Source organism: Allobosea sp. (assembly GCF_035944895.1).
Lineage (GTDB): Bacteria > Pseudomonadota > Alphaproteobacteria > Rhizobiales > Beijerinckiaceae > Allobosea.
In genome coordinates, this window is sequence record NZ_DASZAT010000005.1 from 751,069 (window position 1) to 774,440 (window position 23,372).

The following is a 23,372-nucleotide window of genomic DNA, read 5'->3' on the forward strand; positions in this document are numbered from 1 at the left end:
TTCCGGCCTGAGATGCTCGGGTCGAGCCCGAGCATGACACGCGGGGTTAGCCCCGCTTCAGCAGGAACACCGCCTGGGCGCCGAAGAGATTCCAGAACCACCAGGGCGCGCTGACGCCGACCCTGCCGCCGGAGACGTCGAGCGCGACGGCGCGCTCCTTTTCCGCGCCGACCGCATCGCAGAGCGCGACAAAGTCGCGGATCGTGCAGAAATGGATGTTGGGCGTCTCCCACCAGGTGTAGGGCAGGGAGTCGGTCACCGGCATCCGGCCCATGAAGAAGACCTGGGTGCGCATGCGCCAATGCCCGAAATTCGGGAAGGAGACGATGGCGCGCCGGCCGATGCGCAGCATCTGCTCCAGAACCAGTCGCGGATTGCGCGTCGCCTGGATGGTCTGCGAGAGGATGACGTAGTCGAACGAGTCGTCAGGATAGTCGGCGAGGTCGGTGTCGGCGTCGCCCTGGATCACCGAGAGCCCGCGCGCGACGCAGCCGGCGACGCCCTCGGGCGAGAGCTCGATGCCGCGCCCGTCGACGCCCCGGGTCTCGGCGAGCAGCGACAGCAATTCGCCGTCGCCGCAGCCGACATCGAGCACGCGCGAGCCCGGCGTCACCATCTCGGCGACGAGACGCAGGTCGATGCGATTGGTCTGGGTGTCCGCCAGCGCCATGCTCAGATCCCCCTGGCTCGCGCCGCGGCGCCGATGAAGCCGCGCGTCGTCGCGAACAGGTTGGGCTCCTCCAGCAGGAAGGCGTCGTGGCCCTTGTCGCTCTCCAGCTCGACGAAGGAGACAGAGGCACCCGCTGCGTTCAGCGCATGCACGATGGCGCGCGAATCGGTGGTCGGAAACAGCCAGTCCGAGGTGAACGAGGCGACGCAGAACCGCGTCCGCGTCCCGGCGAAGGCCTTGGCCAGAACGCCGTCATGGTCGGCGCCGAGGTCGAAATAGTCCATCGCCCGCGTGACATAGAGATAGGAATTGGCGTCGAAGCGCTCGACGAAGCTGATGCCCTGGTAGCGGAGATAGCTCTCGACCTGGAAATCCGCGTCGAAGGTGAAGGTCGGCGCGCTGCGCTCCTGCAGCTTGCGGCCGAACTTGCGGTGCAGCGCCGGTTCCGAGAGATAGGTGATGTGCGCGCCCATGCGTGCGACCGAGAGCCCTTTGGAGGGCCTCGTGCCCTCGTCGAGATAGCGGCCCTGGCGCCAGTCCGGATCGGCCATCACCGCCTGCCGGCCGACCTCGTGGAAGGCGATGTTCTGGGCCGAATGCTTGGCTGCGGTGGCGAGCGGCAGGGCGCAGAACACCCGCGTCGGATAGCTTGCCGCCCATTGCAGCACCTGCATCCCGCCCATCGAGCCGCCGGCGACGCAGAACAGGCTGTCGATCCCGAGTGCGTCGACGAGATGCGCCTGCGCCCGCACCATGTCGCGGATCGTCACCATCGGGAAGGACAGGCCCCAGGGCTTGCCCGTTTCGGGATTGGTCGAGGCCGGGCCGGTCGTGCCCATGCAGCCGCCAAGCACATTGGCGCAGATGATGAAGAAGCGGTCGGTGTCGATCGGCTTGCCCGGCCCGACCATCGCCGTCCACCAGCCGCCCTTGCCGGTGACCGGGTTGCGGCTCGCGACGTATTGGTCGCCGGTCAGGGCGTGGCAGACCAGGACAGCGTTGGAGCGCGCCGCATTGAGTTCGCCGTAAGTCTGGTAGGCGATCTGCCAGTGCTCCAGCGTCGCGCCGGAATCGAGCTGCAGGGCCTTGTCCGGCCCGAAGCGGGCGAGCAGGCTCGATGGCTGGTTGGCTTCGGCCAGCGGGTCGGCGAGAAGGTCGGGAGCTTGCGTCCGGTTCGGCATTCGGATTTGTCTTGTCGTCCGGTCCGTTCGTAATAGCGGACATTACCGATGGCGCGGCTCTTCCCGTCTGTCAACGCGGCGATGCGTTGCGAACGCTTTGCCAAGCCCTTCGGCGACCGCTAAGAGACCGGCACGATTAAAGAAGTCTGGCGATCATGACAGAAGCCGCTCCGACCACGCTCGCCGACCTGCGCAGCGAGATCGACCGCATCGATGCGGCGATGCACGGCCTGCTGATGGAACGCTCGCAGATCATCGAGACTCTGATCGCGATCAAGAAGACGCAAGTGTCCGGCTCGGCCTTCCGCCCCGGCCGTGAGGCCGACATGATGAAGCGCCTGGCGCTGCGCCATCAGGGCTTGCTGCCACTCGATACGGTCGAGAGCATCTGGCGCATCATCATCGCGACCTTCACCTTCGTGCAGGCGAACTATTCGGTCCATGCCGACATCTCCGGCGGCGATGCGGCGATGCGCGACAGCGCCCGCTTCCATTTCGGCTTCACCGTGCCCTTCGTCACCCATGAGGACGCCCGCGCCGTGATCGCGGCGGTGGCGGACTCGGCCGGCGATCTCGGCATCTTCCGCATGGATCTCGGCGCCAGCGCCGGCGTCTGGTGGCGCGACCTGATTGGCCCCGCCCAGCCCAAGATCATCGCGCGCCTGCCCTTCATCGAGCGGCCCGACCATCCGGCCGGCACGCCGGTCTACTGCATCGCCAAGCCGCTGACCGACGCCGCCGTGCGCGAGATCGTGCTCTATGCCGCCCGGGTCGAGCGCTGGTCGGAGCCGCTGCGCCACGGCCTCGCCCAGCATCTCGCCGAGGTCTCGGCCAGCGCCGCCGACGGCTCGCATCTGGCGCTGCTGGTGGCAGCCTCCGGCGAAACACCGGTCGAGGCCATCCGCAGCGCACTCGAACCCGCGGGCCTCAAGGAGCTGACCGAGATCGGCAGCCACGCCGCCCGCTTCGCCTTCAAATCCGTCCGCTGATCACTCCTTCAAGGTCCAGCCCCATGGCTCTGCCCGCTCCCCGCCCCGTTCCGCGTCCCGGCGTCCTCGACATCGAGGCCTATGTCCCCGGCAAGTCCTCGGCCCCGGCCGGCGTCAAGCTGCACAAGCTCTCCTCCAACGAGACCCCGCTCGGTCCGAGCCCGAAGGCGATCGCCGCCTACGGCAATCTCTCAGGCAAGCTCGAGCTCTATCCCGACGGCTCGGCGACGAAGCTGCGCGAGGCGATCGCCGGCCGCTACGGGCTCGACGCCAATCGCATCGTCTGCGGCACCGGCTCTGACGAATTGCTGCAGCTGATCACCAAGGTCTATCTCGGCGATGGCGACGAGGGCGTGTTCACCGAGCACGGCTTCCTCGTCTACAAGATCGCGATCCTCGCCGCCGGCGGCAAGCCGGTGATCGTGCCCGAGACAAACCTGACTGCCGATATCGACGCGATCCTCGCCGCGGTGACGCCGCGCACCAAGATCGTCTTCCTTGCCAACCCCAACAACCCAACCGGCACCTATCTGCCCTTCGACGAGGTCAAGCGCCTGCAGGCCGGCCTGCCGCCGCATGTCCTGCTCGTGCTCGATGCGGCCTATGCAGAGTACGTTCGCCGGAACGACTACGCCTCGGGCCTCGAACTGGTCGCAACCAGCGAAAACGTCGTGATGACGCGCACCTTCTCGAAGATCTACGGCCTGGCGAATCTGCGTCTCGGCTGGGCCTATGGTCCTGCCCACATCATCGATGCGCTGAACCGCACCCGCGGCCCGTTCAACGTCAACGGAGCCGCGATCGAGGCCGGCGTCGCCGCGATCGCCGACGAGGCGCACATTGCCTCGGCGATCGAGCACAACGACAAGTGGCTGGCCTGGACCACGGCCGAGCTTGAGAAGCTCGGCCTCACCGTCACGCCTTCGGTTGGCAACTTCCTCCTGATCCACTTCCCGGCCGCCGCCGGCAAGAGCGCGAGGGAGGCCGATGCCTTCCTGACCCAGCGCGGCCTGATCCTGCGCTCGGTCGCCTCCTACGGCCTGCCCGACGCGCTGCGCATGACCATCGGCAGCGAGGAGGCCAACCGCCTCGTCGTCGCCGCCCTGGCCGAGTTCCTGGGCAAGGCCGCGTGAGCGCGCCCGAGAGCTTCGCGCCGCGCCGCGACGAGCCGCTCTTCGGGCGGCTCGCCATCATCGGCATCGGCCTGATCGGCTCCTCGATCGCGCATGCCGCGAAGGAGCTCAACCTCGCCCGGCACATCGTGCTGAGCGATCGCGATGCCGATGTCTGCCGTCGCGCCCGCGAGCTCGATCTTGGCCACGAAATCGCTGAAAGCGCCGTCGAGGCCGCCCGCGACGCCGATCATATCGTGCTCTGCGTGCCGGTCGGCGCCTGCGGTGCGGTCGCTGAGGAGATCGCGGGCGTGCTCAAGCCGGGCGCGATCCTGTCGGATGTCGGCTCGGTCAAGCATGCCGTGGTCGAGGCCGTCAGCCCGCATCTGCCCGAGGGCGTGCATTTCGTCCCGGCGCATCCGGTCGCCGGCACCGAGAATTCCGGCCCGGATGCCGGCTTCCCCAGCCTGTTCCTCAATCGCTGGTGCATCCTGACGCCGCCGCCCGACGCCGACGAGACCGCGATCGCCCGCACCCGCCAGTTCTGGGAGGGTATGGCGGCGATCGTCGAGGTGATGGGCTCGCAGCATCATGACCTCGTGCTGGCCATCACCAGCCATCTGCCGCATCTGATCGCCTACAACATCGTCGGCACGGCCGAGGATCTGGCGGCGGTGACGCAGTCGGAAGTGATCAAGTTCTCCGCCGGCGGCTTCCGCGACTTCACCCGCATCGCGGCGAGCGACCCGACCATGTGGCGCGACGTCTTCCTCGCCAACAAGGAGGCGGTGCTGGAGATGCTCGGCCGCTTCAACGAGGACCTGGCCCTGCTCACCCGCGCCATCCGCTATGGCGACGGCGAGACCCTGCACAAGCATTTCACCCGCACGCGCGCCATCCGCCGCGGCATCGTCGCCCTCGGCCAGGAGAAGGCCGAGACGGAGAAGCTGAAGAAGGGCTGAGGGGCGGGCGCGCTCGCGCCTCCGCGGGATTCCCACAGCCGGGCATCAATTCCGTGCTTTCGGCGGGCTAGTCTGCCTTGTCAAAATGGGGTGGTGCTGATACAGCCCCACCCGTCGCCGCAATAGCTCAGCTGGTAGAGCACCTCATTCGTAATGAGGGGGTCGGGGGTTCGAATCCCTCTTGCGGCACCATCCCGATTTTCAGTGACGTTCGCAGCCGCCCCGAAAGGGCGGCTTTTTTTGTTGGTCTTTGCGATGTTTCCGGCGGTTGGCGTTCGGCAGCGTGCGTTGACAGCCGATTGCATCGTTGGCCTTTCGTTGGCTGGAGCATGCTTCAGTTGCCCGGCAGTGTATCCTGCGTTTGAGAGGTATTTCGCGCATTCCTCTTGCAAAACGATGAGGAGCAGGTCGCCGAGCTTTTGCCAGTTGCTGCGACGGTTCTGGCCTGTGCACCGCGTATCCAGCGCCTGAGCTTGGCGAAGAGCTGCTCGATCGGGCGAGCCATAGGGCGGCAGGAAGAGCATGTGAGCGCTGACGCTGCGGATCGCACGGCGAGCGGCTTTGCCCTTGTGGCTACCGAGATTGGCGAGGATGACGACGTCGCCCTTGACGAGGGGTGGGGCGAGCACTTGCTCGACATGGAGCGCGAAGAGTTCGCCGTTGACGTATGGCAACGCCGCGCATCCCGAACACTAGAGCATTTTCGAGCGAAGTCGATACCGGTTCGCGCGAAGACAATGCTCTAGGTATCGGCAACGATGACGCGTCCGACCACGCTCGAAAGTGCAGCCAACGCCGGCAGGGTCTTCGCCTTCTTGTCTGTGACGATGGCGGAAATCCGATCGAGTTCGCAGAAGCGGAAGCGACTGGTCACGCCGATCTTCGAGTGATCTGCGATCAGGACGACGCCGGCCGCGTTGATGACCATGGCGCGGGCGATCTCGGCGGTGTGCTCGAAGAAATTGGTCGCCGCACCTTTCATGTCGACCCCGAAGGGCGACAGCAGCGCCAGGTCCGCCTTGTAGCGATAGATGTCGTTGATGGTGGATGCGCCGCCGGTCTCCGGCGGTTCATGGACGATCGTTCCGCCGAGAAGGAAAACGCGGCTGCCGGTCCTCTGCTGCGTCGATGCCATGGTCGTCGCGACCTGCAGCGAATTCGTCAGGATGTTCAGATCGGGAACGCCCTTTAGCTCCTCGGCCAGCGCCGCCGTTGTCGTCCCGCCATCTAGGAACAGCGTCTGGCCGCTCTTGATCAGGGTCATCGCGGCCAGGGCGATCGCGCGCTTTTCCTTCAGTCGGACGGTGGAGCGGGCGCCATAGGACGCATCCTGCTCCGCAGGCATGCTGACCGCCCCGCCATGGACACGCCGCAGGCTGCCGTCCTGCTCCATGGCCACCAGATCGCGACGGATCGACTCGTTGGAAACGCTGAATTCGTGGGCGAGCCTCTCGACCGAGACGCTGCCGAACGTGTCGAGAAGCGCGCGAATTCGCTGCTTTCTCTCGCCTTGCCACATGCGGTTCTGTCTCCTGCGAACCGGTTCATTGCACCTCTGGCGAGACCGCTGGCAAGAGCGGCGCGGCGCCGGGAATCGTAAATCGGTCAAAAATCCACATTGCCACATATATCCACAAATGCTAAGCCGACTCCAGAAAGGTCGGGGGATGGCGAATGCGCGCCGAAGACAATCAGGCGGAGTGGCTGGCGTTTGCGCTGCGGCTCGCAACGGAAAGCGGGGCGATCCTGCGTGAGACGGCTTCGGTTCGCCCGGATGTCGAGGTCAAGTCCGACAGGAGCTTCGTCACGGCGCTCGATGCCCGCATCGAGCGGCGCATGCGCGAGATGCTCGCCGACCGTTTTCCCGGTCACGGCATCATCGGCGAGGAGGAGGCTCCGACCGATCTCGATGCCGATCTGGTCTGGGTGCTCGATCCGATCGACGGCACCGCCGCCTTCATCGCCGGCCTTCCGGTCTACGGCACACTGATCGCGCTGATGCGGGAAGGCGAGCCGATCCTCGGCGTCATCGACCATCCGATCACTGGTGACCGCTGGATCGGCGTCAAGGGTAGCCCGACCACGCATAACGGCCGCCCTTGCCGCACCCGCAGCTGCGGGACACTCGGCAATGCCATCATGTCCGCCAGCAATCCGGATTTCTTCGACGAGGAGGAGGAGCCGGCGCTCGACGCCATGCGCGCGGCCACGGCCTGGCGAATCTGGGGCGGGGCCTGCATGAGCTTCGGACTGCTGGCGAGCGGACGCACTGACGCGGCCTTCGACACGCGGCTGAAGCTCTGGGACTTTGCGCCCTTCCGGCCGATCATCGAGGGCGCCGGTGGTGTCATCACCGATTGGGAAGGGCAACCGATCGATCACAGGACGGGTAAGCGGATCATGGCGGCCGGCGATCCGGCCCGCCATCGCGAGATGCTGCGCCTCGTCGAGGGGGCGATGAAGCGCTGAGCCGGCCATATCCGCTCCGAGACGGCGCCGATCCGCCGGAGCCTCCAGTTGAGAGGGGATGACGAGATGGGAATCGTGATCGACGATCTGGCCGTCGCCTATGGCGGCCAACGGGTAATCGACGGGCTCGCGCTGACGATCGAACCCGGGAGCTTCTTCACGCTGCTGGGGCCTTCAGGCTGCGGCAAGACCACGCTGCTGCGCACCATCGCCGGCTTCGTCCCGGCCGAGCGCGGCCAGATGCGCTTCGGCGGTACGCAGGTGACGCATCTGCCGCCGCACAAGCGCGATATCGGCATGGTCTTCCAGGACTATGCGCTCTTCCCCGACAAGACCGTGTTCGACAATGTCGCCTACGGCCTGCGCGCGCGCAAGCAGCCGGAAAGCATGATCAAGCCCAAGGTCCAGGCGGCGCTGGAGCGGGTCGGCCTCGGCCATCTCGGTGCCCGCCATCCGGCCGCACTCTCCGGCGGCCAGCGCCAGCGCGTGGCGCTGGCGCGTGCGCTCGTCATCCAGCCGCAGGTGCTGCTGATGGACGAGCCGCTCTCCAATCTCGATGCCAAGCTCAGGCTGCAGGTGCGCGAGACCATCGTCGAGCTCCAGCGCGAGGCGAAGATCACCACCGTCTTCGTCACCCATGATCGGGAAGAGGCGCTGGCCATGTCCGACCGGATCGGCGTGATGAATCAGGGCCGGCTCGAGCAGGTCGGCACGCCCGCCCAGATCTATCGCGAGCCGCGCACCGGCTATGTCGCGGACTTCGTCGGCGGCGCCAACCTCGTCGAGATCGAGACGGCGGCGCGCCAGGCTGGCGAGACCGGCCCGCTCGCCCTCGACGGCGTCACCATCACGGCGCGTGCTCCGGCGGCCGTCGCAGCCGGTCGCGCCATGCTGGTCGCCCGCCCCGAAGATATTCTCCTCGCCGAGTCCGGCACGGCCGGCACGCTGCCGGGCCGGGTCGCGCATCGGCAATATCTCGGTGGCAAGACCAGCTACAAGATCGCGCTCGACAGCGGCCGCGTGCTGGCCGTCGATCTGCAGAGCGGCGCCCATGACCGTTACGAGCCCGGCGCCGCTGTCGGCCTCGGCTTCGATCCCGCCCGCACGCTGGTGCTTGCGTCATGAGCGTGCAGTTCCGCTCGATCTGGTTCTGGGCCTCCGCGCTGGCGCTGGCGATCCTGGCCGTCTTCCTGCTCTATCCCTTGCTGAACGTGCTGACCGGCTCCATCGGCAGCGGCGGCCGCAATGGCTGGGTGACGCTGGCCGGCGATCCCAAGTACTTCGCCGCCATCGTCAATACCGTCGTGCTTGGCATCGCGGTGACGCTGACCACGACGCTGATCGGCGTGCCGCTCGCCTATTTCACGGCGCGCTTCGATTTTCCGGGCAAGGGCATCGTCGCGGTGCTGCCGCTGATCACGCTCGTCATCCCCGAGGTCATCGCCGCGCAGACCTGGCTGATGATGCTCGGCAACAACGGCTTCATCACCCGCTGGCTCGGCGGCCACGGCATCGACATGCCGAGCTTCTACGGCTGGCCCGGCCTGATCACGGTGATGACCTTCACCTATTACACCTACACCTATATCGGCACGCTGGCGGCTATCCGTGGCTTCGACGTCCAGCTCGAGGAGGCCGCGCAGAGCCTGGGCACGTCGCCGGCGCAGTCGCGCCTGAAGGTGATGCTGCCGGTGATGCTGCCCTCGGTGCTGGCGAGCGCGCTGCTGGTCTTCACCCTCGTCGTCGGCAATTTCGCCACCGCCACCATCCTCGGCAGCCGCGTGCCCTTGCTCTCGGTGCTGACCTATCAGGCGGCCGTCGCCGAGGGTGGTTCCGATCCGGTGATGCAGTCGACGCTCGCCACGGTCTCGATCGCGCTCGTCATGATCGTGCTCTTCGTCCAGCGCTGGATCGTGGCGCGCGGCCGCCACGAGGTCACGCAAGGGCGCGGTGCCCGTGCCGAGAGGCTGCGCGGCCTGCCCGGCCTCGCGATCGGCGTCAGCGCCGCAGTGCTGGTCATCGTCTCGCTGCTGCCGCTCGGCTCTATCGTCGTCGGCGCCTTCACCGTCTCGCGCGGCCCGGTGATGCGTTGGGGCGAGTGGACCACGGCCCATGTCGAGCGGCTCGTCAGGATCGCGCCCGACCCGGTGATCAACACGCTTCTCTATTCTGCCGCGGCGACTGCGATCGGCATCACCTTCAGCGCCATCGTCAGCTATCTGATCGTCAAGAAGCGCAACATCCTGACGCCTGCGCTCGACTATCTGACGGCGCTGCCACTGGCCCTGTCGGGCACGATCATCGGCATTGGCCTGATCATGTCGTTCAACACCGGCTTCCTGCCGCTGACCGGCACGGCCAGCATCATCGTGCTCGCCTATGTCGTGCGCCGGCTGCCCTTCGGCATCCGCAACTCGTCCTCGACGCTCTACAACATCCCGAACTCGATCGAGGAGGCCTCGATCAGCCTCGGCGTGCCGCCGGTGGTGACCTTCTTCAAGGTCGTGCTGCCGCTGATGCTGCCGGCGGTCGCCGCCGCTGCCGTGCTGACCTGGACGACCACGGTCGCCGAGCTCTCGGCCTCGATCATCGTCTATTCCGGCGGCCGCGAGACCATGCCGATCCAGATCTACAAGCTGATCGACTCCAACCTGATGGCCCCGGCCTCGGCCTATGGCCTGGTGCTGGTCGCGGTGATCCTGATCCCGATCATCGTCGCGACCCGCGTCTTCAAGATCGACCTGTTCTCGTCGAAGAGCTGAACCAACCACACAAAGCCGGGCCGGCTCCGCCTGCCGCCCGCGCTCGGAGGGGAAAGGCGGAAAGAAAGGAAACCGAACATGACCCACATGATCGACCGCCGCACCGTGCTCGCCGGCCTCGCGGGCCTGGCCGCCGCGCCTGCGCTGGCCCAAAGCGCCTCGGGCACCGTCGTGCTCTACACCTCCAACAACGCCCAGTCGGTCGATGCCGTGCTCGGTGTCGCCAAGGAGAAGAAGCCGGGCCTGAAGATCAGTACGATCACCGGTGGTTCGGGCCAGCTCCTGCGGCGCATCGAGGCCGAGGCCGGCAAGCCCCAGGCGGACATCTTCTGGAGTTCCAGCGCCAACACGCTCGGCGCCTTCAAGCAGCTGTTCGAACCCTATGCCTCGCCGGCCGCTGCCGCCATTCCGGCAGCGCTGCGCCATCCCGAGAATCTCTGGACCGCCTCGAACGTCCATCTCGTCGTCGCGATGATCAACAAGAACCAGCTCGGCGGCAAACCCGCGCCCAAGACCTGGAAGGACCTCGTCGACCCGGCCTTCAAGGGCAAGATCATCATCGCCGACCCCGCTAACAGCTCGACTGCCTTCACCATTCTCTGGGGCGTCGACAAGCTGATGGGACCGGACGGCCTCAAGGCGCTTGCGGCCAACCTCACCGTCTCCAGCGCCGCCTCGACGGTGCTGCGCGCCGTCGGCCAGGGCGAATACGCCATGGGCCTGACCTTCGAGTCGAACGCCTATGCCTATGTCGCCGGCGGCCAGCGCGAGATCTCGCTGCTCTATCCCGCCGAGGGCACCTTCTCGACGCCGGAGTTCCAGGTCCTGGTCAAGGGCGCGCCGGCCGGTGCCGCCGCCAGGGCCGCCTATGACCTGATGCTGTCGAAGGAGGCCCAGGTCGCGTTGCTGGAGAACGCCTTCCGCCGGCCGAGCCGCAGTGACATCGACGTCTCCAAGCATGTCGAGCTGCCGGCGATCGAGAGCGTCAAGGTCTTCGCCATCGACGAGGACGAAGCCGCCGCCAAGCGCGACGAGTTCCTCAAGCGCTGGCAGTCCTACGCTACCGCCGCGAAATAGCTCGCTTTCCGGAGCGGTCCGGCTGCCCATCAGCCCGAAGTCGACTTCTGCTTGCGGCTGGGGCGCCTCGTCTACCAGCGCAGCAGCCGCGGGAAGACCAATGCCCCGACCCCGGTGACCGCCGCGATGGCGATCGTGTACCAGGTCGCCAAGAACGGCGCCGTGTCGTCCGGGCAATGCAAGCTGTAGGCGAGCGTCGCCAGGCCGGCCGAGGCGAGGCCGGCGCAGGCCCCTGTCAGCCTGCCGTCGACCGGTGCGCCGCCGCGCGCCAGCCCGAACAGGACGACGAGCGGCACGAGCGCGTAGAGCGGCACCGCGATGAGGCAGGCGCGCCAGTAGCGGCCGAAGATCAGCGCGCTCCACTGCTCGGTGGGCGCCTGGGCGAGCGTGACCAGCGCCCAGGCCGCGACGAGTGCGAGCGGGAGAGTGACCAGAGGCAGCTTTCGGCCCGGCTTCAGCCCCGGCCGCAAGCTGCGCTGGAACAGCACGAGCGCGATGCAGGCGACGCTGGCACCGAGCAGAGCCTTGGCGATCACCGGAGGCGTCGACCAGGCGCCGGCGAGATCCGGGCGCGGCCCCAGGACCGCGAGGACGAGCAGGGCGGTGAGCGCCAGCGCCGCCAGCGCGCCGAGCCAGGTGGCCCGGCGCAGCCAGCCGGTATCCACCGGGTGGTGGCCCGCCGTCATCACCGCGATCAGCTCATCGGTCTGCATGGTTCTCTGGTCCATTCGGCAGGGAATTCGCTCGGGATCGTCGAAAGGTTACGCGCCGCGATGCCGCTCATCCCGGCCGCTCCCCGCGCCGGGAGAGGAACCTGGCCATGGCCTGCAGGCCGCGATGGATCGCGACCTTGGCGGCCGTCTCAGTCATGCCCGCCGCGCCTGCGGCCTCGGCCACGCTCGTGCCCTGGAGCTTGACCTTGTCGATCAGGGCGCGCGTGCGCTCCGGCAGGGCCGCCATGGCGCGCTCCAGATCGAGCTTTGCCTCCGAGGCTCCCGAATCTGTGGGGCCGGCGAGTTGATAGGCCTCGTCTTCGAGCGGCAGGTTGGCGACATGGCGGCCGGAGCGGCGCAGATGGTCGACGAGCTTGTAGCGCGCGATCGCATGCGCCCAGGCCGTTACCGGGCTCGCGGCATCATAGGTGTGGCGGGACAGATGCAGCGCCAGCAGGGTTTCCTGCAGCACGTCCTCCGCCTCGCTCGCTTCGGTTCGGCCGGCGCGTGCCAGCATCTGCCTGAGATAGCCGCGCAATCGCACGCTGATCGTGTCGAGGAACAGGCGGTAGGCTGCGGCATCGCCGGCCAGGGCCGCGAGGAAGATCGGTCGGAGCCGGATTTCGAGCTCTTGCAGCGACACGTCTTGCGCTTCCCGCACGAGGGACAAACTATGTGTCCGTCGCATGGCGGGGGCGGGCTCACAAGCCTGCGATGGCCCGGTGAAGCCTGTGCGTTCGTCCGCTACCCTCGCGCGAGGGCGCATGAGCTCCAGCTCCCGGGAGAACGCGGATGGCCATGAGACGATGGCTCGCAGGCGCGCTGGCCGGCTTCATCACGGTCGCCTCAGCCGGCGCTCAGGAGCCTGTTCTGCCGCAGCCCGGCGATGCCTGCGCGAAGGATACGGGCTGCGCTGTTGCGAGCGGCAGCTATCGCATCGTCCTGCCGCCGCAGGCCAGCAGGGAGCGGCCGGTCGGGGCGATCATGTACTTCCACGGCTATCAGGGCTCGGCCGAGGAGACTGTTACCGATCCCGGCCTGCTCGCCGTGGCCCGGCGCCTGGGTGTCGCGCTGATTGCGCCCGATGGGGCCGGCCGCACCTGGTCATATCCCGGCTCGCCCGCCCGCAATCGCGACGAATTCGCCTTTGTCGGGCAGGTTCTGGACGATGTTGCGGCGCGCTTTCCGGTCGATCCTCGCCGCATCCTGGCGAGTGGTTTTTCGCAGGGCGGCTCGATGACCTGGTATCTCGCCTGCCGGATGCCGATGCGCTTTGCCGCCTTCGCGCCGATTGCCGGCGCCTTCTGGGAGCCTTTGCCGGAACGCTGCGACGGTCCGCGCCCGCCGCTGATCCATGTCCACGGCACGAGCGACATGACGGTGCCGCTCGCCGGCCGGGCGCTTCGCTCCGGAGCGCGGCAGGGCGATGTCTTCAGAAGCCTCGCGATCATTGCGCCGGGCGGCTGCACGGCAGCCTGGGCCGAAACCGCCCGCACCGCGTCCGAGAGCGAAAGGCTTACTTGCCGCGTCGCGAGCGGTTGCAGCGGCGAGGCCAGGCTGGAGCTTTGCCTGCATGCCGGCGGCCATTGGGCTGATCCGGCCTGGGTCGAGCGCGCTTGGCGGCTGGCGATGCCGGCAAGCGAGCCGCTCTCCGCAGCGCGGCGCCCGCTCACGTCTCCGTGATCCTGTAACCAAACCGGCCTCTCCCGCGATCTCCTTCGCATGGCCGCCGCGGCGGCGAAGCGGAGAGAGACGATGCGCCATGAACGGATAGCAGCGGCGGAGCCGGCTGGCACCGGCCTCGGGCAGCCCGTGACCGGCGCGGATCTCCTGGCTGTTCAGCTCGCCGCTGCGGGGGCTACCCATGCCTTCGGTATCCCTGGCGGCGAGGTGCTGGCGCTGGTCGATGCGCTCGGGCGCGCCGGCATCCGTTTCGAGCTCGCCCGGCACGAGAACGCTGCCGGCTTCATGGCCGAAGGGCTCTGGCACGCGACCGGTGCGCTGCCCGTATTGGTCGCGACGCTCGGCCCTGGCGTCGCCAACGCGGTCAATGTCGTCGCCAATGCGCAGCAGGACAGGGTGCCGCTGATCTTCGTCACCGGCTGCGTCGATCAGGCGCTGGCCGAGAGCTACACGCATCAGGTCTTCGACCATCAGGCGGTGCTGCGCCCGCTGGTCAAGGCGAGCTTTCGCGCAGCGCCCGGCACCGAGGACCTCGTGGTGGCCAAGGCCGTCGCTATCGCCCGGCGCGGCCGGCCGGGGCCGGTCCATATCGACCTGCCGATCTCCGTCGCTGAAGCTTGCACGATCTCCCGTGCAGCGCCTGCGATGACGTCTGCCGCTCCTGCCATCCCTGCCGATCTGCGGCCGGCGCAGGCACTGATCGCCGCAGCGCAAAGGCCCTTGGTGATCGCCGGGCTCGATCTCGTCGCGCAGGATGGCGGGGCCGCGCTCGATCGCTTTCTGGCTGCTACGGGCGCGCCATTGCTCACCACCTACAAGGCCAAGGGGCTGGTGCCGGAAGACGATCCGCGCGTGATCGGCGCCGTCGGCCTCTCGCCCAAGGCCGACGCGATCGTGCGGCCGCTGATCGAGGCGGCCGATCTGATCGTGCTCGCCGGCTACGATCCGATCGAGATGCGCCAGGGCTGGCGCAATCCATGGCCGGCCGGCAAGCCGGTCATCGACATCGTTGCCGAGCCGGTTCAGCACGGCATGCATCATTCCAGCCTGCTGTTGGAAGGCGATGTCGGCGCGATCCTGACGCGACTGGCGGACGCTCTTTCGGGGAAGCCGACCTGGACGGGCGGCGAACCGGCCGCGATCCGCGAGGCCTTTCGCACCGCCTTCGCCGTTCCGGCCGATTGGGGGCCACACGCCGTCTTCGCGACGCTGCGCGAGGCTGCTCCGGCAGGCACGGTCGCGACCGCCGATTCCGGCGCGCATCGCATCCTGTTCAGCCAGATCTGGAGCTGCGACGGGCCGCGTCGTCTGCTGCAGTCGAGCGGGCTCTGCACCATGGGCTGTGCCCTGCCGCTGGCGACGGGCGCCGCGCTCGGCTCCGGCCGGCCGACGCTCTGCTTCGTCGGCGATGCCGGGCTCGAAATGGTGCTCGGCGAGCTGGCGACGCTGCGCGATCTCCGGTTGCCGGTGATCATCGTCGCGCTCGTCGACCGGGCGCTCGGGCTGATCGCGCTGAAGCAGCGCCAGCTCGGCCTTGCCCGCGCCGGCGTCGATATCGGCGAGACCGATTTCGCCGCCGTCGCGCGAGCAATGGGCGGCCACGGCGCGACCATCGACGATCGCGAGACGCTGGCGCGTGAGGCTGAGGCCGCCTTCCGGCGCGACGGCTTCACGCTGCTGGCCTGCCGTGTCGAGGCCGGCAGCTATGAGGGAGCGTTCTGATGGCCGCAGCTCCTGCCATGCCGGGCAAGCGCGCCCGAGACGAGAGGCTCGATGTCTTCCGTGGCCTGACCATGCTGATCATCTTCGTCGCGCATCTGCCGGCGAACAGCTGGAACGCCTGGATCCCGGCGCGCTTCGGCTTCTCCTCCGGGGCAGAACTCTTCGTTTTCTGCTCGGGCATCGCCAGTGCGCTTGCCTTCGGCACCGTCTTCACCCGGCGTGGCCTCTGGCTGGGGACGGCCCGGATCGCCTACCGGATCTGGCAGGTCTACTGGGCGCAGATCGGTCTCGTCCTGGCGCTGATCGCGCTCGCCGCGCTGCTGGACCGGAGCTTCGGCCTCTCCGTCCTCGCGCAGCAATTTTCGCCGCTGCTCGCCGATCCGGAACGCGCGCTGCTCGGCCTCGCCACGCTCACCTGGCAGCCGGACTATCTCGACATCCTGCCGATGTATCTCGTCATCCTCGCACTGGTGCCGGTGATGATGCTGGGGCGGAGCCTGCACGCGGCACTGCCCTTCCTGATCGCGGCCGGGCTCTACGCCGCGGTCTGGGGGAGGGGGCTTACCCTGCCCGGCAACCCCTGGAACGATGCCGGCTGGTTCCTCAACCCGTTCGCCTGGCAGCTGATCTTCTTCATCGGCTTCTTCATCGGCATGAACTGGCTGCCGGTGCCCCGGCTCGGCGACCGGCGGCTAATGGTGGCCGCGGCGCTCTTCGTCCTGCTGTCGGTGCCGCTGTCCTTCTGGGGCATCCTCGAGCACTGGCCGCTGGCGCAGGCCGCCCGCGATCTCATCATCCCCGCCAGCGAGAAGACCGACCTGCACATCCTGCGGGTGCTGCACTTCCTGGCGCTCGCCTATCTCGTTCTGAGCCTGATCGAGCCCTGGCGCGACCGGCTCGACCACGGCGCCGGCCATCTCCTCATCCTGATCGGCCGGCAATCGCTCGCGGCTTTCCTCGCCAGCGTGGTGCTGGCGCGGCTGCTGGGTACGCTCGCCGATATGGCCGGGCGCAGCGAGCTGGCGGTGGCATTGCTCAACCTCGCCGGTTTCGCGCTGATCCTCGCCACCGCGTTCGTGGTCGGCTGGTTCAAGAGCGCGCCCTGGAGTGGCCCGAGCCTCAAGCCCGCCACGGAGCGGCAACCTGAACCGGCCGCGGCCGTCCCGCTGACAACACGGGTCCGTGAAGCGAGTTGAACGCCGCTTGATCGACCTGCTGCGAACTCCCTGAAGAGCGCCCCCTCGCGGCGCGGCAATGGAGCAGCCTATGTCCTTCGCCTTGCATCATGACCTCTCCGGGGACCGCATCACAGCTGCGAACGATGCAGCCCGGCTCGCCTGGAACGATACGCTCGAAGCGCTGCTCGCCCATGCCGCCGCCACGCCGGATCATCTTGCCCGCACGCTTGCCGCCGATCCGGATTTCGCCCTGGCGCATGCCGCCAAGGGGCTGATGCTGCTCTCGCTGGCGCGCGGCGAATTGCTCGGCCCGGCGCGGGATTGCCTCGCCAAAGCCCGCGCTGCGGCGCGCCTGCGGCCGGTCACGCGGCGCGAGGCGATGGTCGTCGAGGCGTTGGCGTTCTGGCTCGACGGCGCCCCGCGCCGGGCCGCCGAGCGGCTTGAGGCGATCCTGCTCGCCCACCCCTTCGACGTGCTGGCCCTCAAGCTCTCGCACGGCATCCGCTTCATTCTCGGCGATCAGGTCGAGATGCTCGCGACCCTGCGCCGCGTCGCACCTGGTTTCGGTGAGAGCCATCCGCTCGCCGGCTATGTTCATGGCTGCCATGCCTTCGCGCTCGAGGAGCGCGGTTTCTATGGCGAGGCAGAGCGCGCCGGGCGCCGCGCTGTCGCCATGAGCCCGCGCGACGCCTGGGGGCGCCATGCCGTCGCCCATGTGCTGGAGATGACCGGCCGGGCCGATGAAGGCGTCGCCTGGCTCGGCGACGGCCGCGACATCGCCCACGCCAACAATCTGCGCTTCCACATCTTCTGGCATCTCGCTCTGTTCCGGTTGGAGCGTGGCGAGACCGGCGAGGTGCTGCGGCTCTATGACGAGGAGATCCGGGCCGAGTCGACCGACGATTATCGCGATATCGCCAATGGCGCCTCGTTGCTAGCGCGGCTCGAATTCGCTGGTGTCGATGTCGGCCAGCGCTGGGAGGAGCTCGCCGCCAGGGCAGAGGGCCGCGTCCATGATGGCTGTCTCGTCTTCGCCGATCTGCACTATGCCCTGTCGCTGCTCGGCGCCGGCCATGCCGCAGAGGCCGATGCTATCGCCCGCGACCTGATCGCGGATGCGAAGGCCCATCCCAGCGGCGAACGGCGCGATGCTGCCCGCAACGGCGCGCTGGCCGCCTTCGGGCTGATCGCCTTCCACGAGCGCGACTATGGCGAGGCGGCCCGTCTGCTCGGCGCCGCCCGTGACGGCCTGCTCGCCGTCGGTGGAAGTCATGCCCAGCGCGACCTGTTCGAGCAGGCCTATGCCGAGAGCCTGATCCGGTCCGGCGAGCACGATCGCGCCGCAGTCGTCCTGCTCGAGCGCCTGGCACGGCGCAAGGGACACAATCGCTTCGCCAGCCGCCGGCTCGAAAAGCTCGGGCGGCTCGGAAAGACCGCGAGCGGCCTCGTGGCTGCGCTCGCCGTCGCCTCCACCCCGCTCGCCATCGCCCACTGATCCCACGGAAAGGATACGCCATGACCACCGCGACCATGACCCAGGGCTTCGCGCTGCCCTCGACGCGCACCGTGATCAACCTCGCTATTGGCGGCTTCGCCGGCCTCGGCTTCTGGGAATTGTTCTCCGCCGTGCCGACCGCCTGGTTCGCCGAATATCCGCTGGAGCCGCCGGAGCTGGTGAAGTCGCTCTTCGCCCACCAGCTCGGCCTGACGCTGTCGACGCCGACCGCCAAGCTGCTGCATTTCGTCACCGGTTTCCTGTTCTACCCGCTCGGCTATTGGCTGCTGACCCGCTGGGTGAAGAGCTTCGGCATGCCAGCCGATGGCTGGATCTGGGGCGTGATCACCTACTTCATCGCGCTCGCCTTCTTCGCGCCTCTGGCCGGGCAGCATTTCCTGCTGAACGACGTGCCGCGCCTGTCCGCGATGAGCCTCGTCGGGCACGCGATCTACGGCTGGCTCGCGGCCTATGTCTTCGAGGCGCTCGAAGCGCGCCGGAGCTGAGCAGGAGACGGGTGCCATGTTCGACAGACGCGCTTTCATCCATCTCGCAGCCGCGGCGCTCGCCACTGCGGGCATCGCCAGGGCTGCGGCGCAAGCGGACACGCCGCGCCCGGTCAACACGCTCGGTTCCTCGGACGGTGTCGCGATCCGCGGCTACGATCCGGTCGCCTATTTCCGCGATGGCGGGCCACGGCTCGGCAAGCCGGAATTCTCGGTCCGCCACGGCGGCGCCGTCTGGCGCTTCGCCAAGGCCGAGCACAAGGCACTGTTCGAAGCCGATCCGGAGCGCTATCTGCCGGCCTATGGCGGCTTCTGCGCCTACGGCACTTCGCGCGGCTATCTCGTCAAGATCGAGCCGGAGGCCTGGTCGATCGTCGATGGCAAGCTCTATCTCAACTACGATCTCGGCGTGCGCGAGACCTGGGCACGCCGGACGAAGACCTATATCGCCCGGGCCGAGGGCAACTGGCCGAGGCTGACGGCGAAGGACATCCGCTGAGGCTGTGCCGGGCGCATATGGTCGAGGCCATGCGCACCCGTCCGCCCGGGATCAGCCGGTCGCCTCTCTGAACAGCGCGTCGGCCGCCGCTTCGGTGAGCGGAACGGGATTGCCGCCGGCGGTCGGGTCGACGATCGCCATCTTGGCGAGCCTGCCATAATCGATCGCGGTGACGCCGAAGGCCTTGAGCGTCTCGGGCACGCCGAGATCGCGGCGCAAGGCGACGATCCAGTCGTAGAAGGCCTCGAAGCTCGGCTCCAGGCCGAGATAGGCGGCGAGCCGCGCGATCTTCTCCTCGATCGCCGGGCGGTTGAAATTAAGGACATAGGGCATGAACACGGCATTGGTCATGCCGTGATGGGTGTGGTGCACCGAACCGATCGGATGCGACAGCGCGTGGATGGCGCCGAGCCCCTTCTGGAAGGCGGTCGCGCCCATGGCGGCGGCGGCCATCATCTGGGCCCGCGCCTCGATGTCCGTGCCATCTGCAACGGCACGCGGCAGGAAGACCTTGCAGAGCCGGATGCCCTCGACCGCGATTCCGTCGGCCAGCGGATGAAAGCCCGGGGCGCAATAGGCTTCGAGGCAATGGGCCAGCGCATCCATGCCGGCACCGACCGTGACCTTCGCCGGCAGGCCGACGGTCAGCTCGGGATCGCAGATCACGATCTGCGGCATCATCTTCGGGTGGAAGATCACCTTCTTGGTCTGCGTCGTCTCATCTGTGATGACGCCGGCGCGGCCGACCTCGGAGCCGGTGCCGGCCGTGGTCGGGACGGCGATGATCGGGGCGATGCCGGCCGGGTCGGCGCGCGTCCACCAGTCGCCGATATCCTCGAAATCCCACATCGGCCGGCTCTGGCCTGCCATGAAGGCGACGACCTTGCCGCAATCGAGCGCCGAGCCGCCGCCGAAGGCGATGACGCCGTCGCTGCCGCTGTCCCGCAGGACCTTCAGGCCATCCTCGACATTCGCCGCGACCGGATTGGCCTGGACGCGGTCGAACAGCGTGACCTTGAGCCCGTCAGCGCCAAGCCGCGCGATGGCGTCCCGGATCATCGGCAGGCCGGACAGGCCGGAATCGGTGACGAGCAGCGGACGCTCGATGCCGGCGGCGCGGCAGGCCTGCGCCAGCTCGGCGATACGCCCGGGGCCGAAGCGGACCGCGGTCGGGTAGTTCCAGTTGGCCTTCAGCGTCACGGGTCGCCTCGTTCAGAATGCGGTGCGGAGATGGAAGGATTTCGGCCGGGTCAGTGTCTCGTAGCCGATGGGCGACAGGCTCGCCCCGCGGCCGGTGTCCTTGACGCCGGTCCAGGCCAGAGCCGGGTCGAGATAGTCGCAGCGGTTCATGAAGACCGTGCCGGTCTCGATCTCGGCGCCGAGGCGCGCGGCGGCCTGCGCATCTTCAGTCCAGAGCGAGGCGGTGAGCCCGTACGGGCTGTCGTTCATCAGCGCGAGCGCTTCCGCATCGTCAGCGACGGGCATGATGCCGACGGTCGGCGCGAAGCTTTCCTCGCGCATCAGGGACATCTGGTGGTTCACGTCGACCACGACCTGCGGCGCCATATAGGGCGTGCCATCGCGATCGCGCGGGAACAGGCCGGGATCGACCAGCGCCTTGGCCCCGGCACGCACGGCGTCCGCGACCTGGCCGCGGGCAAAGGCGGCGGCCTCGGCTTTCACCATCGGCCCCAGCGTCGTCGCCTCGTCGAGCGGATCGCCGAGCAGATAGGTCTTCGTCAACTCGACGAAGCCCTCAACGAACTGCGGATAGAGGTCGCGGTGGACATAGATACGCTCGATGCCGCAGCAGGACTGGCCGGAGTTGAAGAAGGCGCCGTCGACCAGGTTCTCGACCGCCTGCGCAAGATCGGCATCGGCCCGGACATAGGCGGGGTCCTTGCCGCCGAGTTCGAGCCCGAGGCCGATGAAGGTGCCGCTCGCCGCCGCCTCCATCGCCTTGCCGCCGGCGACCGAGCCGGTGAAGTTGACCTGGTCGATGCCGCGGCCGGCGATGATCCGCGCCGTCTGGGCATGGCTGAGCGCGAGGCTCTGGAACAGCCCGGCAGGGAGCCCGGCGGCGTCGGCGGCCTTCTGGAAGCGCACGCCGACCAGAAGCGTCTGGGCGGCGTGCTTGAGGATGACGGCATTGCCCGCCATCAGCGCCGGCACGACCGTGTTGACCGCGGTGAGGTAAGGGTAGTTCCAGGGCGCCACGACCATGACCACGCCGAGCGGCTCGCGCGCGATCCAGCGCTCGAACTTGTCCTTGGGCTCGGGCCGCAATGGCGCGAGCGCGCTCTCGGCGATCCCGATCATATGGCGGGCGCGCTCTTCGAAGCCGCGCAACTCGCCGGCACCGTAGCGGATCGGCCGGCCCATTTGCCAGGCGAGTTCGGGGACGATCTCGTCCTTCATCGCCAGCATCGCATCGACGAAGTCGGAGCAGAACGCGGCGCGGCGGGCGATGTCGAGCCGGCGCCAAGCGCGCTGGGCGTCGCGGGCCGCTGCCAGCGCCGCTGTGATCGCGGCTTCGCTCGCGACCTCCCTCTCGGCATAGACACGCCCATCCACGGGCGACACGCAGCGCAATACGTCAGTCATTGTCGGGCTATCCGTCTCAGTAGCGTTCGAAACCGCGCTTCAGTTCCCAGTCGGTGATGCGGCGGTCGTATTCGAGCTGCTCCCAGCGGGCGGTGTGGACATAGTGGTCGACCACTTCATCGCCGAGAGCGGCCCGCAGCATCGCCGAGCCGTCGAGGGTTTCAGTCGCCTCGCGCAGCGTGTTGGGGATCTGGCGCAATTCCGCCCCGCCATAGGCGTCGCCGACGAAGGCCGGCTCCAGTTCCAGCTTCTGCTCGATGCCGGAGAGGCCGGCGGCGATCAGCGCCGCGAAGGCGAGATAGGGGTTGAGATCGGAACCACCGATCCGGCACTCGATGCGGATGCCCTTGGTCCCGGCGCCGCAGAGCCGGAAGCCCGCGGTGCGGTTGTCGTCGCTCCAGACCGCACGCGTCGGCGCGAAGGTGCCGACCTGCTGGAAGCGCTTGTACGAGTTGATGTAGGGCGCGAGAAAGTAAGTGATCTCGCGGGCATGGGCGAGCTGTCCGGCCACGTACTGGCGCATCAGCTCCGACATGCCGCGCTCGCCATTCGGGTCGGCGAAGAGCGATCTCTCTCCCTTCGCGTCCCAGAGCGAGGCGTGGACATGGCTGGAGGAGCCGGCGAGGTCGTAGCGCCATTTCGACATGAAGGTGACGGCCTTGCCCTGGGCATGGGCGATCTCCTTGATGCCGTTCTTGATCACGACATGGCGGTCGGCCATGTCGAGCGCGTCGGCATAGCGGACATTGATCTCAGCCTGGCCCGGCCCCCATTCGCCCTTGGAGTTCTCGACCGGGATGCCGCTCGCGTGCAGCCCGTTGCGGATCGCCCGCATCACCGGCTCTTCCTTGGTGGTCTGGAAGACGTGGTAGTCCTCGATATAGTAGCCGGCGGTCTTCGGCTCGCGATAGCCCTTGGCGTGGATCGCCTCATAGCTCTCGTCGAACAGATAGAACTCGAGCTCGGTGGCGAAATAGGCCTTGACGCCCATGGCATCCAGGCGAGCGAGCTGCTTCTTCAGCATGCCGCGCGGCGAATGCGGCACGTCCTCATGGCTGTGATGGTCGAGCACATCGGCGATGACCAGCGCCGTGCCGGGCAGCCAGGCGATGCGCCTCAGCGTCGCCAAATCCGGCTTCAGGACGAAATCGCCATAGCCCTTCGCCCAGTTGGCGGCGGCGTAGCCGGGCACCGGCTCCATGTCGATGTCGCTGGCCAGCAGATAATTGCAGGCATGGGTCTCGTCATGGGCGGTCGCGATGAAGTGCTCGGCGTGGAAGCGCTTGCCGATCAACTGCCCGGCCATGTCGACCATCGCGACGATCACGGTGTCGATCTCCCCGGCTGCAACCGCAGTCGTCAGGGCCTCGAAGGAAAACGCAGCAGGCATCGGCATCCCTGGAGGCTGGAGCAGCGGAAGGGCAATCGTCGAACGACCAAGAAAAGCCCAGTTCGGCCAGGTCTTGCAACTGTTCTGCGGGCGTTCGCAGCGATGGGGAGCAGATTTGTTGCCGGCTACCGGATTCCGACCGATGCGGGATGGACTCAGGGCTGCCCTTCATTCCCCCGGAACCCTTCCGGTCGATCTCGCCGTCATTCCGGCCGCAGCAAAGCGGAGCGCCGGAAACCATCGTAAGGCTCCGGCGTTCCACGATGGATTCCGGAGCTGCGCTGTTCCGCAGCTCGTCCGGAATCATTGTTCAGTGTGATCGCAAAATGCCCTTGCCGATTCGCAGGCCTGGCCGGCAGG

21 protein-coding genes, 1 tRNA gene and 1 pseudogene are annotated in these 23,372 nt (G+C 67.8%); 14 read left to right on the top strand and 9 right to left on the bottom strand.

The window, feature by feature from the left end:
* Positions 1 to 46: 46 nt before the first annotated feature.
* Together metW and metX are read right to left on the bottom strand one after the other, a co-directional pair.
* The gene (gene metW, locus VGV58_RS05855; RefSeq protein WP_326873031.1) at positions 47 to 670 is read right to left on the bottom strand and encodes a methionine biosynthesis protein MetW; all 624 of its coding nucleotides are present in this window, start codon (positions 668 to 670) and stop codon (positions 47 to 49) included.
* Between the two features lie 2 nt (positions 671 to 672).
* Complete coding sequence (gene metX, locus VGV58_RS05860) at positions 673 to 1,851, bottom strand: homoserine O-acetyltransferase MetX (protein ID WP_326873032.1); 1,179 nt, start codon at positions 1,849 to 1,851, stop codon at positions 673 to 675.
* 155 nt (positions 1,852 to 2,006) lie between these two features.
* Between metX and VGV58_RS05865 the strand changes: the two genes are divergently transcribed.
* The 4 genes from VGV58_RS05865 to VGV58_RS05880 all read left to right on the top strand — a co-directional run bounded on the left by VGV58_RS05865 (position 2,007) and on the right by VGV58_RS05880 (position 5,106).
* On the top strand, positions 2,007 to 2,840 hold the full coding sequence (locus VGV58_RS05865) for a chorismate mutase (protein WP_326873033.1): 834 nt from the start codon (positions 2,007 to 2,009) through the stop codon (positions 2,838 to 2,840).
* A 23-nt stretch (positions 2,841 to 2,863) separates the two neighbouring features.
* Complete coding sequence (gene hisC, locus VGV58_RS05870; RefSeq protein WP_326873034.1) at positions 2,864 to 3,973, top strand: histidinol-phosphate transaminase; 1,110 nt, start codon at positions 2,864 to 2,866, stop codon at positions 3,971 to 3,973.
* Complete coding sequence (locus tag VGV58_RS05875; RefSeq protein ID WP_326873035.1) at positions 3,970 to 4,914, top strand: prephenate/arogenate dehydrogenase family protein; 945 nt, start codon at positions 3,970 to 3,972, stop codon at positions 4,912 to 4,914. The genes hisC and VGV58_RS05875 overlap by 4 nt, the downstream gene beginning before the upstream one ends.
* Before the next feature lie 116 nt (positions 4,915 to 5,030).
* A tRNA-Thr gene (locus tag VGV58_RS05880) sits at positions 5,031 to 5,106 on the top strand.
* Positions 5,107 to 5,474: 368 nt separating this feature from the next.
* Here the strand turns inward: VGV58_RS05880 and VGV58_RS28845 are convergent.
* Positions 5,475 to 5,543: pseudogene (locus tag VGV58_RS28845) on the bottom strand (hypothetical protein); the annotation flags it as partial.
* Between the two features lie 113 nt (positions 5,544 to 5,656).
* The gene (locus tag VGV58_RS05890) at positions 5,657 to 6,523 is read right to left on the bottom strand and encodes a DeoR/GlpR family DNA-binding transcription regulator (protein ID WP_326873037.1); all 867 of its coding nucleotides are present in this window, start codon (positions 6,521 to 6,523) and stop codon (positions 5,657 to 5,659) included.
* Between the two features lie 65 nt (positions 6,524 to 6,588).
* On the opposite strand from VGV58_RS05890, the gene VGV58_RS05895 reads away from it, so the two are divergent.
* The 4 genes from VGV58_RS05895 to VGV58_RS05910 all read left to right on the top strand — a co-directional run bounded on the left by VGV58_RS05895 (position 6,589) and on the right by VGV58_RS05910 (position 11,222).
* The gene (locus VGV58_RS05895; protein WP_326873038.1) at positions 6,589 to 7,383 is read left to right on the top strand and encodes an inositol monophosphatase family protein; all 795 of its coding nucleotides are present in this window, start codon (positions 6,589 to 6,591) and stop codon (positions 7,381 to 7,383) included.
* A 66-nt stretch (positions 7,384 to 7,449) separates the two neighbouring features.
* Positions 7,450 to 8,508 (top strand): ABC transporter ATP-binding protein, encoded by a 1,059-nt coding sequence (locus VGV58_RS05900; RefSeq protein WP_326873039.1) that lies wholly within the window; start codon positions 7,450 to 7,452, stop codon positions 8,506 to 8,508.
* Positions 8,505 to 10,145, top strand: a complete 1,641-nt coding sequence (locus VGV58_RS05905; RefSeq protein WP_326873040.1) for an ABC transporter permease — start codon at positions 8,505 to 8,507, stop codon at positions 10,143 to 10,145. The genes VGV58_RS05900 and VGV58_RS05905 overlap by 4 nt, the downstream gene beginning before the upstream one ends.
* A 78-nt stretch (positions 10,146 to 10,223) precedes the next feature.
* Complete coding sequence (locus VGV58_RS05910; protein ID WP_326873041.1) at positions 10,224 to 11,222, top strand: extracellular solute-binding protein; 999 nt, start codon at positions 10,224 to 10,226, stop codon at positions 11,220 to 11,222.
* A 71-nt stretch (positions 11,223 to 11,293) separates the two neighbouring features.
* Here the strand turns inward: VGV58_RS05910 and VGV58_RS05915 are convergent, their stop codons facing one another.
* Together VGV58_RS05915 and VGV58_RS05920 are read right to left on the bottom strand one after the other, a co-directional pair.
* A complete protein-coding gene (locus VGV58_RS05915; protein WP_326873042.1) occupies positions 11,294 to 11,935 on the bottom strand; it encodes a DUF1109 domain-containing protein in 642 nt (213 codons plus the stop codon).
* A gap of 67 nt (positions 11,936 to 12,002) precedes the next feature.
* A complete protein-coding gene (locus tag VGV58_RS05920) occupies positions 12,003 to 12,578 on the bottom strand; it encodes a sigma-70 family RNA polymerase sigma factor (protein ID WP_326873043.1) in 576 nt (191 codons plus the stop codon).
* 149 nt (positions 12,579 to 12,727) lie between these two features.
* On the opposite strand from VGV58_RS05920, the gene VGV58_RS05925 reads away from it, so the two are divergent.
* The 6 genes from VGV58_RS05925 to VGV58_RS05950 all read left to right on the top strand — a co-directional run bounded on the left by VGV58_RS05925 (position 12,728) and on the right by VGV58_RS05950 (position 19,018).
* Positions 12,728 to 13,618 carry a CE1 family esterase gene (locus tag VGV58_RS05925; RefSeq protein ID WP_326873044.1) on the top strand — a complete coding sequence of 297 codons (891 nt, stop codon included), beginning with the start codon at positions 12,728 to 12,730 and terminating at the stop codon, positions 13,616 to 13,618.
* Between the two features lie 72 nt (positions 13,619 to 13,690).
* Complete coding sequence (locus VGV58_RS05930; protein ID WP_326873045.1) at positions 13,691 to 15,340, top strand: thiamine pyrophosphate-binding protein; 1,650 nt, start codon at positions 13,691 to 13,693, stop codon at positions 15,338 to 15,340.
* Positions 15,340 to 16,536 carry an OpgC family protein gene (locus VGV58_RS05935; protein ID WP_326873046.1) on the top strand — a complete coding sequence of 399 codons (1,197 nt, stop codon included), beginning with the start codon at positions 15,340 to 15,342 and terminating at the stop codon, positions 16,534 to 16,536. Before VGV58_RS05930 ends, VGV58_RS05935 begins: the two co-directional genes overlap by 1 nt.
* A 70-nt stretch (positions 16,537 to 16,606) precedes the next feature.
* Entirely contained in the window at positions 16,607 to 18,013 is a 1,407-nt protein-coding gene (locus tag VGV58_RS05940; protein ID WP_326873047.1) for a tetratricopeptide repeat protein, read from the top strand.
* Between the two features lie 20 nt (positions 18,014 to 18,033).
* Positions 18,034 to 18,519, top strand: coding sequence for a hypothetical protein (locus VGV58_RS05945; protein WP_326873048.1), 486 nt, complete (start codon positions 18,034 to 18,036; stop codon positions 18,517 to 18,519).
* 16 nt (positions 18,520 to 18,535) lie between these two features.
* Positions 18,536 to 19,018, top strand: a complete 483-nt coding sequence (locus VGV58_RS05950) for a YHS domain-containing (seleno)protein (protein WP_326873049.1) — start codon at positions 18,536 to 18,538, stop codon at positions 19,016 to 19,018.
* Positions 19,019 to 19,069: 51 nt separating this feature from the next.
* Here VGV58_RS05950 and VGV58_RS05955 read toward each other — a convergent pair whose 3' ends face one another.
* From VGV58_RS05955 to VGV58_RS05965, 3 genes are read right to left on the bottom strand one after another with little or no spacing between them, the layout of a single operon-like run.
* Positions 19,070 to 20,218, bottom strand: coding sequence for an iron-containing alcohol dehydrogenase (locus tag VGV58_RS05955; protein ID WP_326873050.1), 1,149 nt, complete (start codon positions 20,216 to 20,218; stop codon positions 19,070 to 19,072).
* Positions 20,219 to 20,230: 12 nt separating this feature from the next.
* Entirely contained in the window at positions 20,231 to 21,622 is a 1,392-nt protein-coding gene (locus VGV58_RS05960) for an aldehyde dehydrogenase family protein (RefSeq protein WP_326873051.1), read from the bottom strand.
* Between the two features lie 16 nt (positions 21,623 to 21,638).
* Positions 21,639 to 23,012, bottom strand: a complete 1,374-nt coding sequence (locus VGV58_RS05965) for a glutamine synthetase family protein (RefSeq protein WP_326873053.1) — start codon at positions 23,010 to 23,012, stop codon at positions 21,639 to 21,641.
* Between the last annotated feature and the right edge of the window lie 360 nt (positions 23,013 to 23,372).

What these genes read in the sequence shown, in the direction of transcription:
- metW (WP_326873031.1), bottom strand. Translation starts at nt 670, where the DNA reads ATGGCGCTGGCGGACACCCAGACCAATCGCATCGACCTGCGTCTCGTC.
- metX (WP_326873032.1), bottom strand. Translation starts at nt 1,851, where the DNA reads ATGCCGAACCGGACGCAAGCTCCCGACCTTCTCGCCGACCCGCTGGCC.
- VGV58_RS05865 (WP_326873033.1), top strand. Translation starts at nt 2,007, where the DNA reads ATGACAGAAGCCGCTCCGACCACGCTCGCCGACCTGCGCAGCGAGATC.
- hisC (WP_326873034.1), top strand. Translation starts at nt 2,864, where the DNA reads ATGGCTCTGCCCGCTCCCCGCCCCGTTCCGCGTCCCGGCGTCCTCGAC.
- VGV58_RS05895 (WP_326873038.1), top strand. Translation starts at nt 6,589, where the DNA reads ATGCGCGCCGAAGACAATCAGGCGGAGTGGCTGGCGTTTGCGCTGCGG.
- VGV58_RS05900 (WP_326873039.1), top strand. Translation starts at nt 7,450, where the DNA reads ATGGGAATCGTGATCGACGATCTGGCCGTCGCCTATGGCGGCCAACGG.
- VGV58_RS05905 (WP_326873040.1), top strand. Translation starts at nt 8,505, where the DNA reads ATGAGCGTGCAGTTCCGCTCGATCTGGTTCTGGGCCTCCGCGCTGGCG.
- VGV58_RS05910 (WP_326873041.1), top strand. Translation starts at nt 10,224, where the DNA reads ATGACCCACATGATCGACCGCCGCACCGTGCTCGCCGGCCTCGCGGGC.
- VGV58_RS05915 (WP_326873042.1), bottom strand. Translation starts at nt 11,935, where the DNA reads ATGCAGACCGATGAGCTGATCGCGGTGATGACGGCGGGCCACCACCCG.
- VGV58_RS05925 (WP_326873044.1), top strand. Translation starts at nt 12,728, where the DNA reads ATGGCCATGAGACGATGGCTCGCAGGCGCGCTGGCCGGCTTCATCACG.
- VGV58_RS05930 (WP_326873045.1), top strand. Translation starts at nt 13,691, where the DNA reads ATGCGCCATGAACGGATAGCAGCGGCGGAGCCGGCTGGCACCGGCCTC.
- VGV58_RS05935 (WP_326873046.1), top strand. Translation starts at nt 15,340, where the DNA reads ATGGCCGCAGCTCCTGCCATGCCGGGCAAGCGCGCCCGAGACGAGAGG.
- VGV58_RS05940 (WP_326873047.1), top strand. Translation starts at nt 16,607, where the DNA reads ATGTCCTTCGCCTTGCATCATGACCTCTCCGGGGACCGCATCACAGCT.
- VGV58_RS05945 (WP_326873048.1), top strand. Translation starts at nt 18,034, where the DNA reads ATGACCACCGCGACCATGACCCAGGGCTTCGCGCTGCCCTCGACGCGC.
- VGV58_RS05950 (WP_326873049.1), top strand. Translation starts at nt 18,536, where the DNA reads ATGTTCGACAGACGCGCTTTCATCCATCTCGCAGCCGCGGCGCTCGCC.
- VGV58_RS05960 (WP_326873051.1), bottom strand. Translation starts at nt 21,622, where the DNA reads ATGACTGACGTATTGCGCTGCGTGTCGCCCGTGGATGGGCGTGTCTAT.
- VGV58_RS05965 (WP_326873053.1), bottom strand. Translation starts at nt 23,012, where the DNA reads ATGCCTGCTGCGTTTTCCTTCGAGGCCCTGACGACTGCGGTTGCAGCC.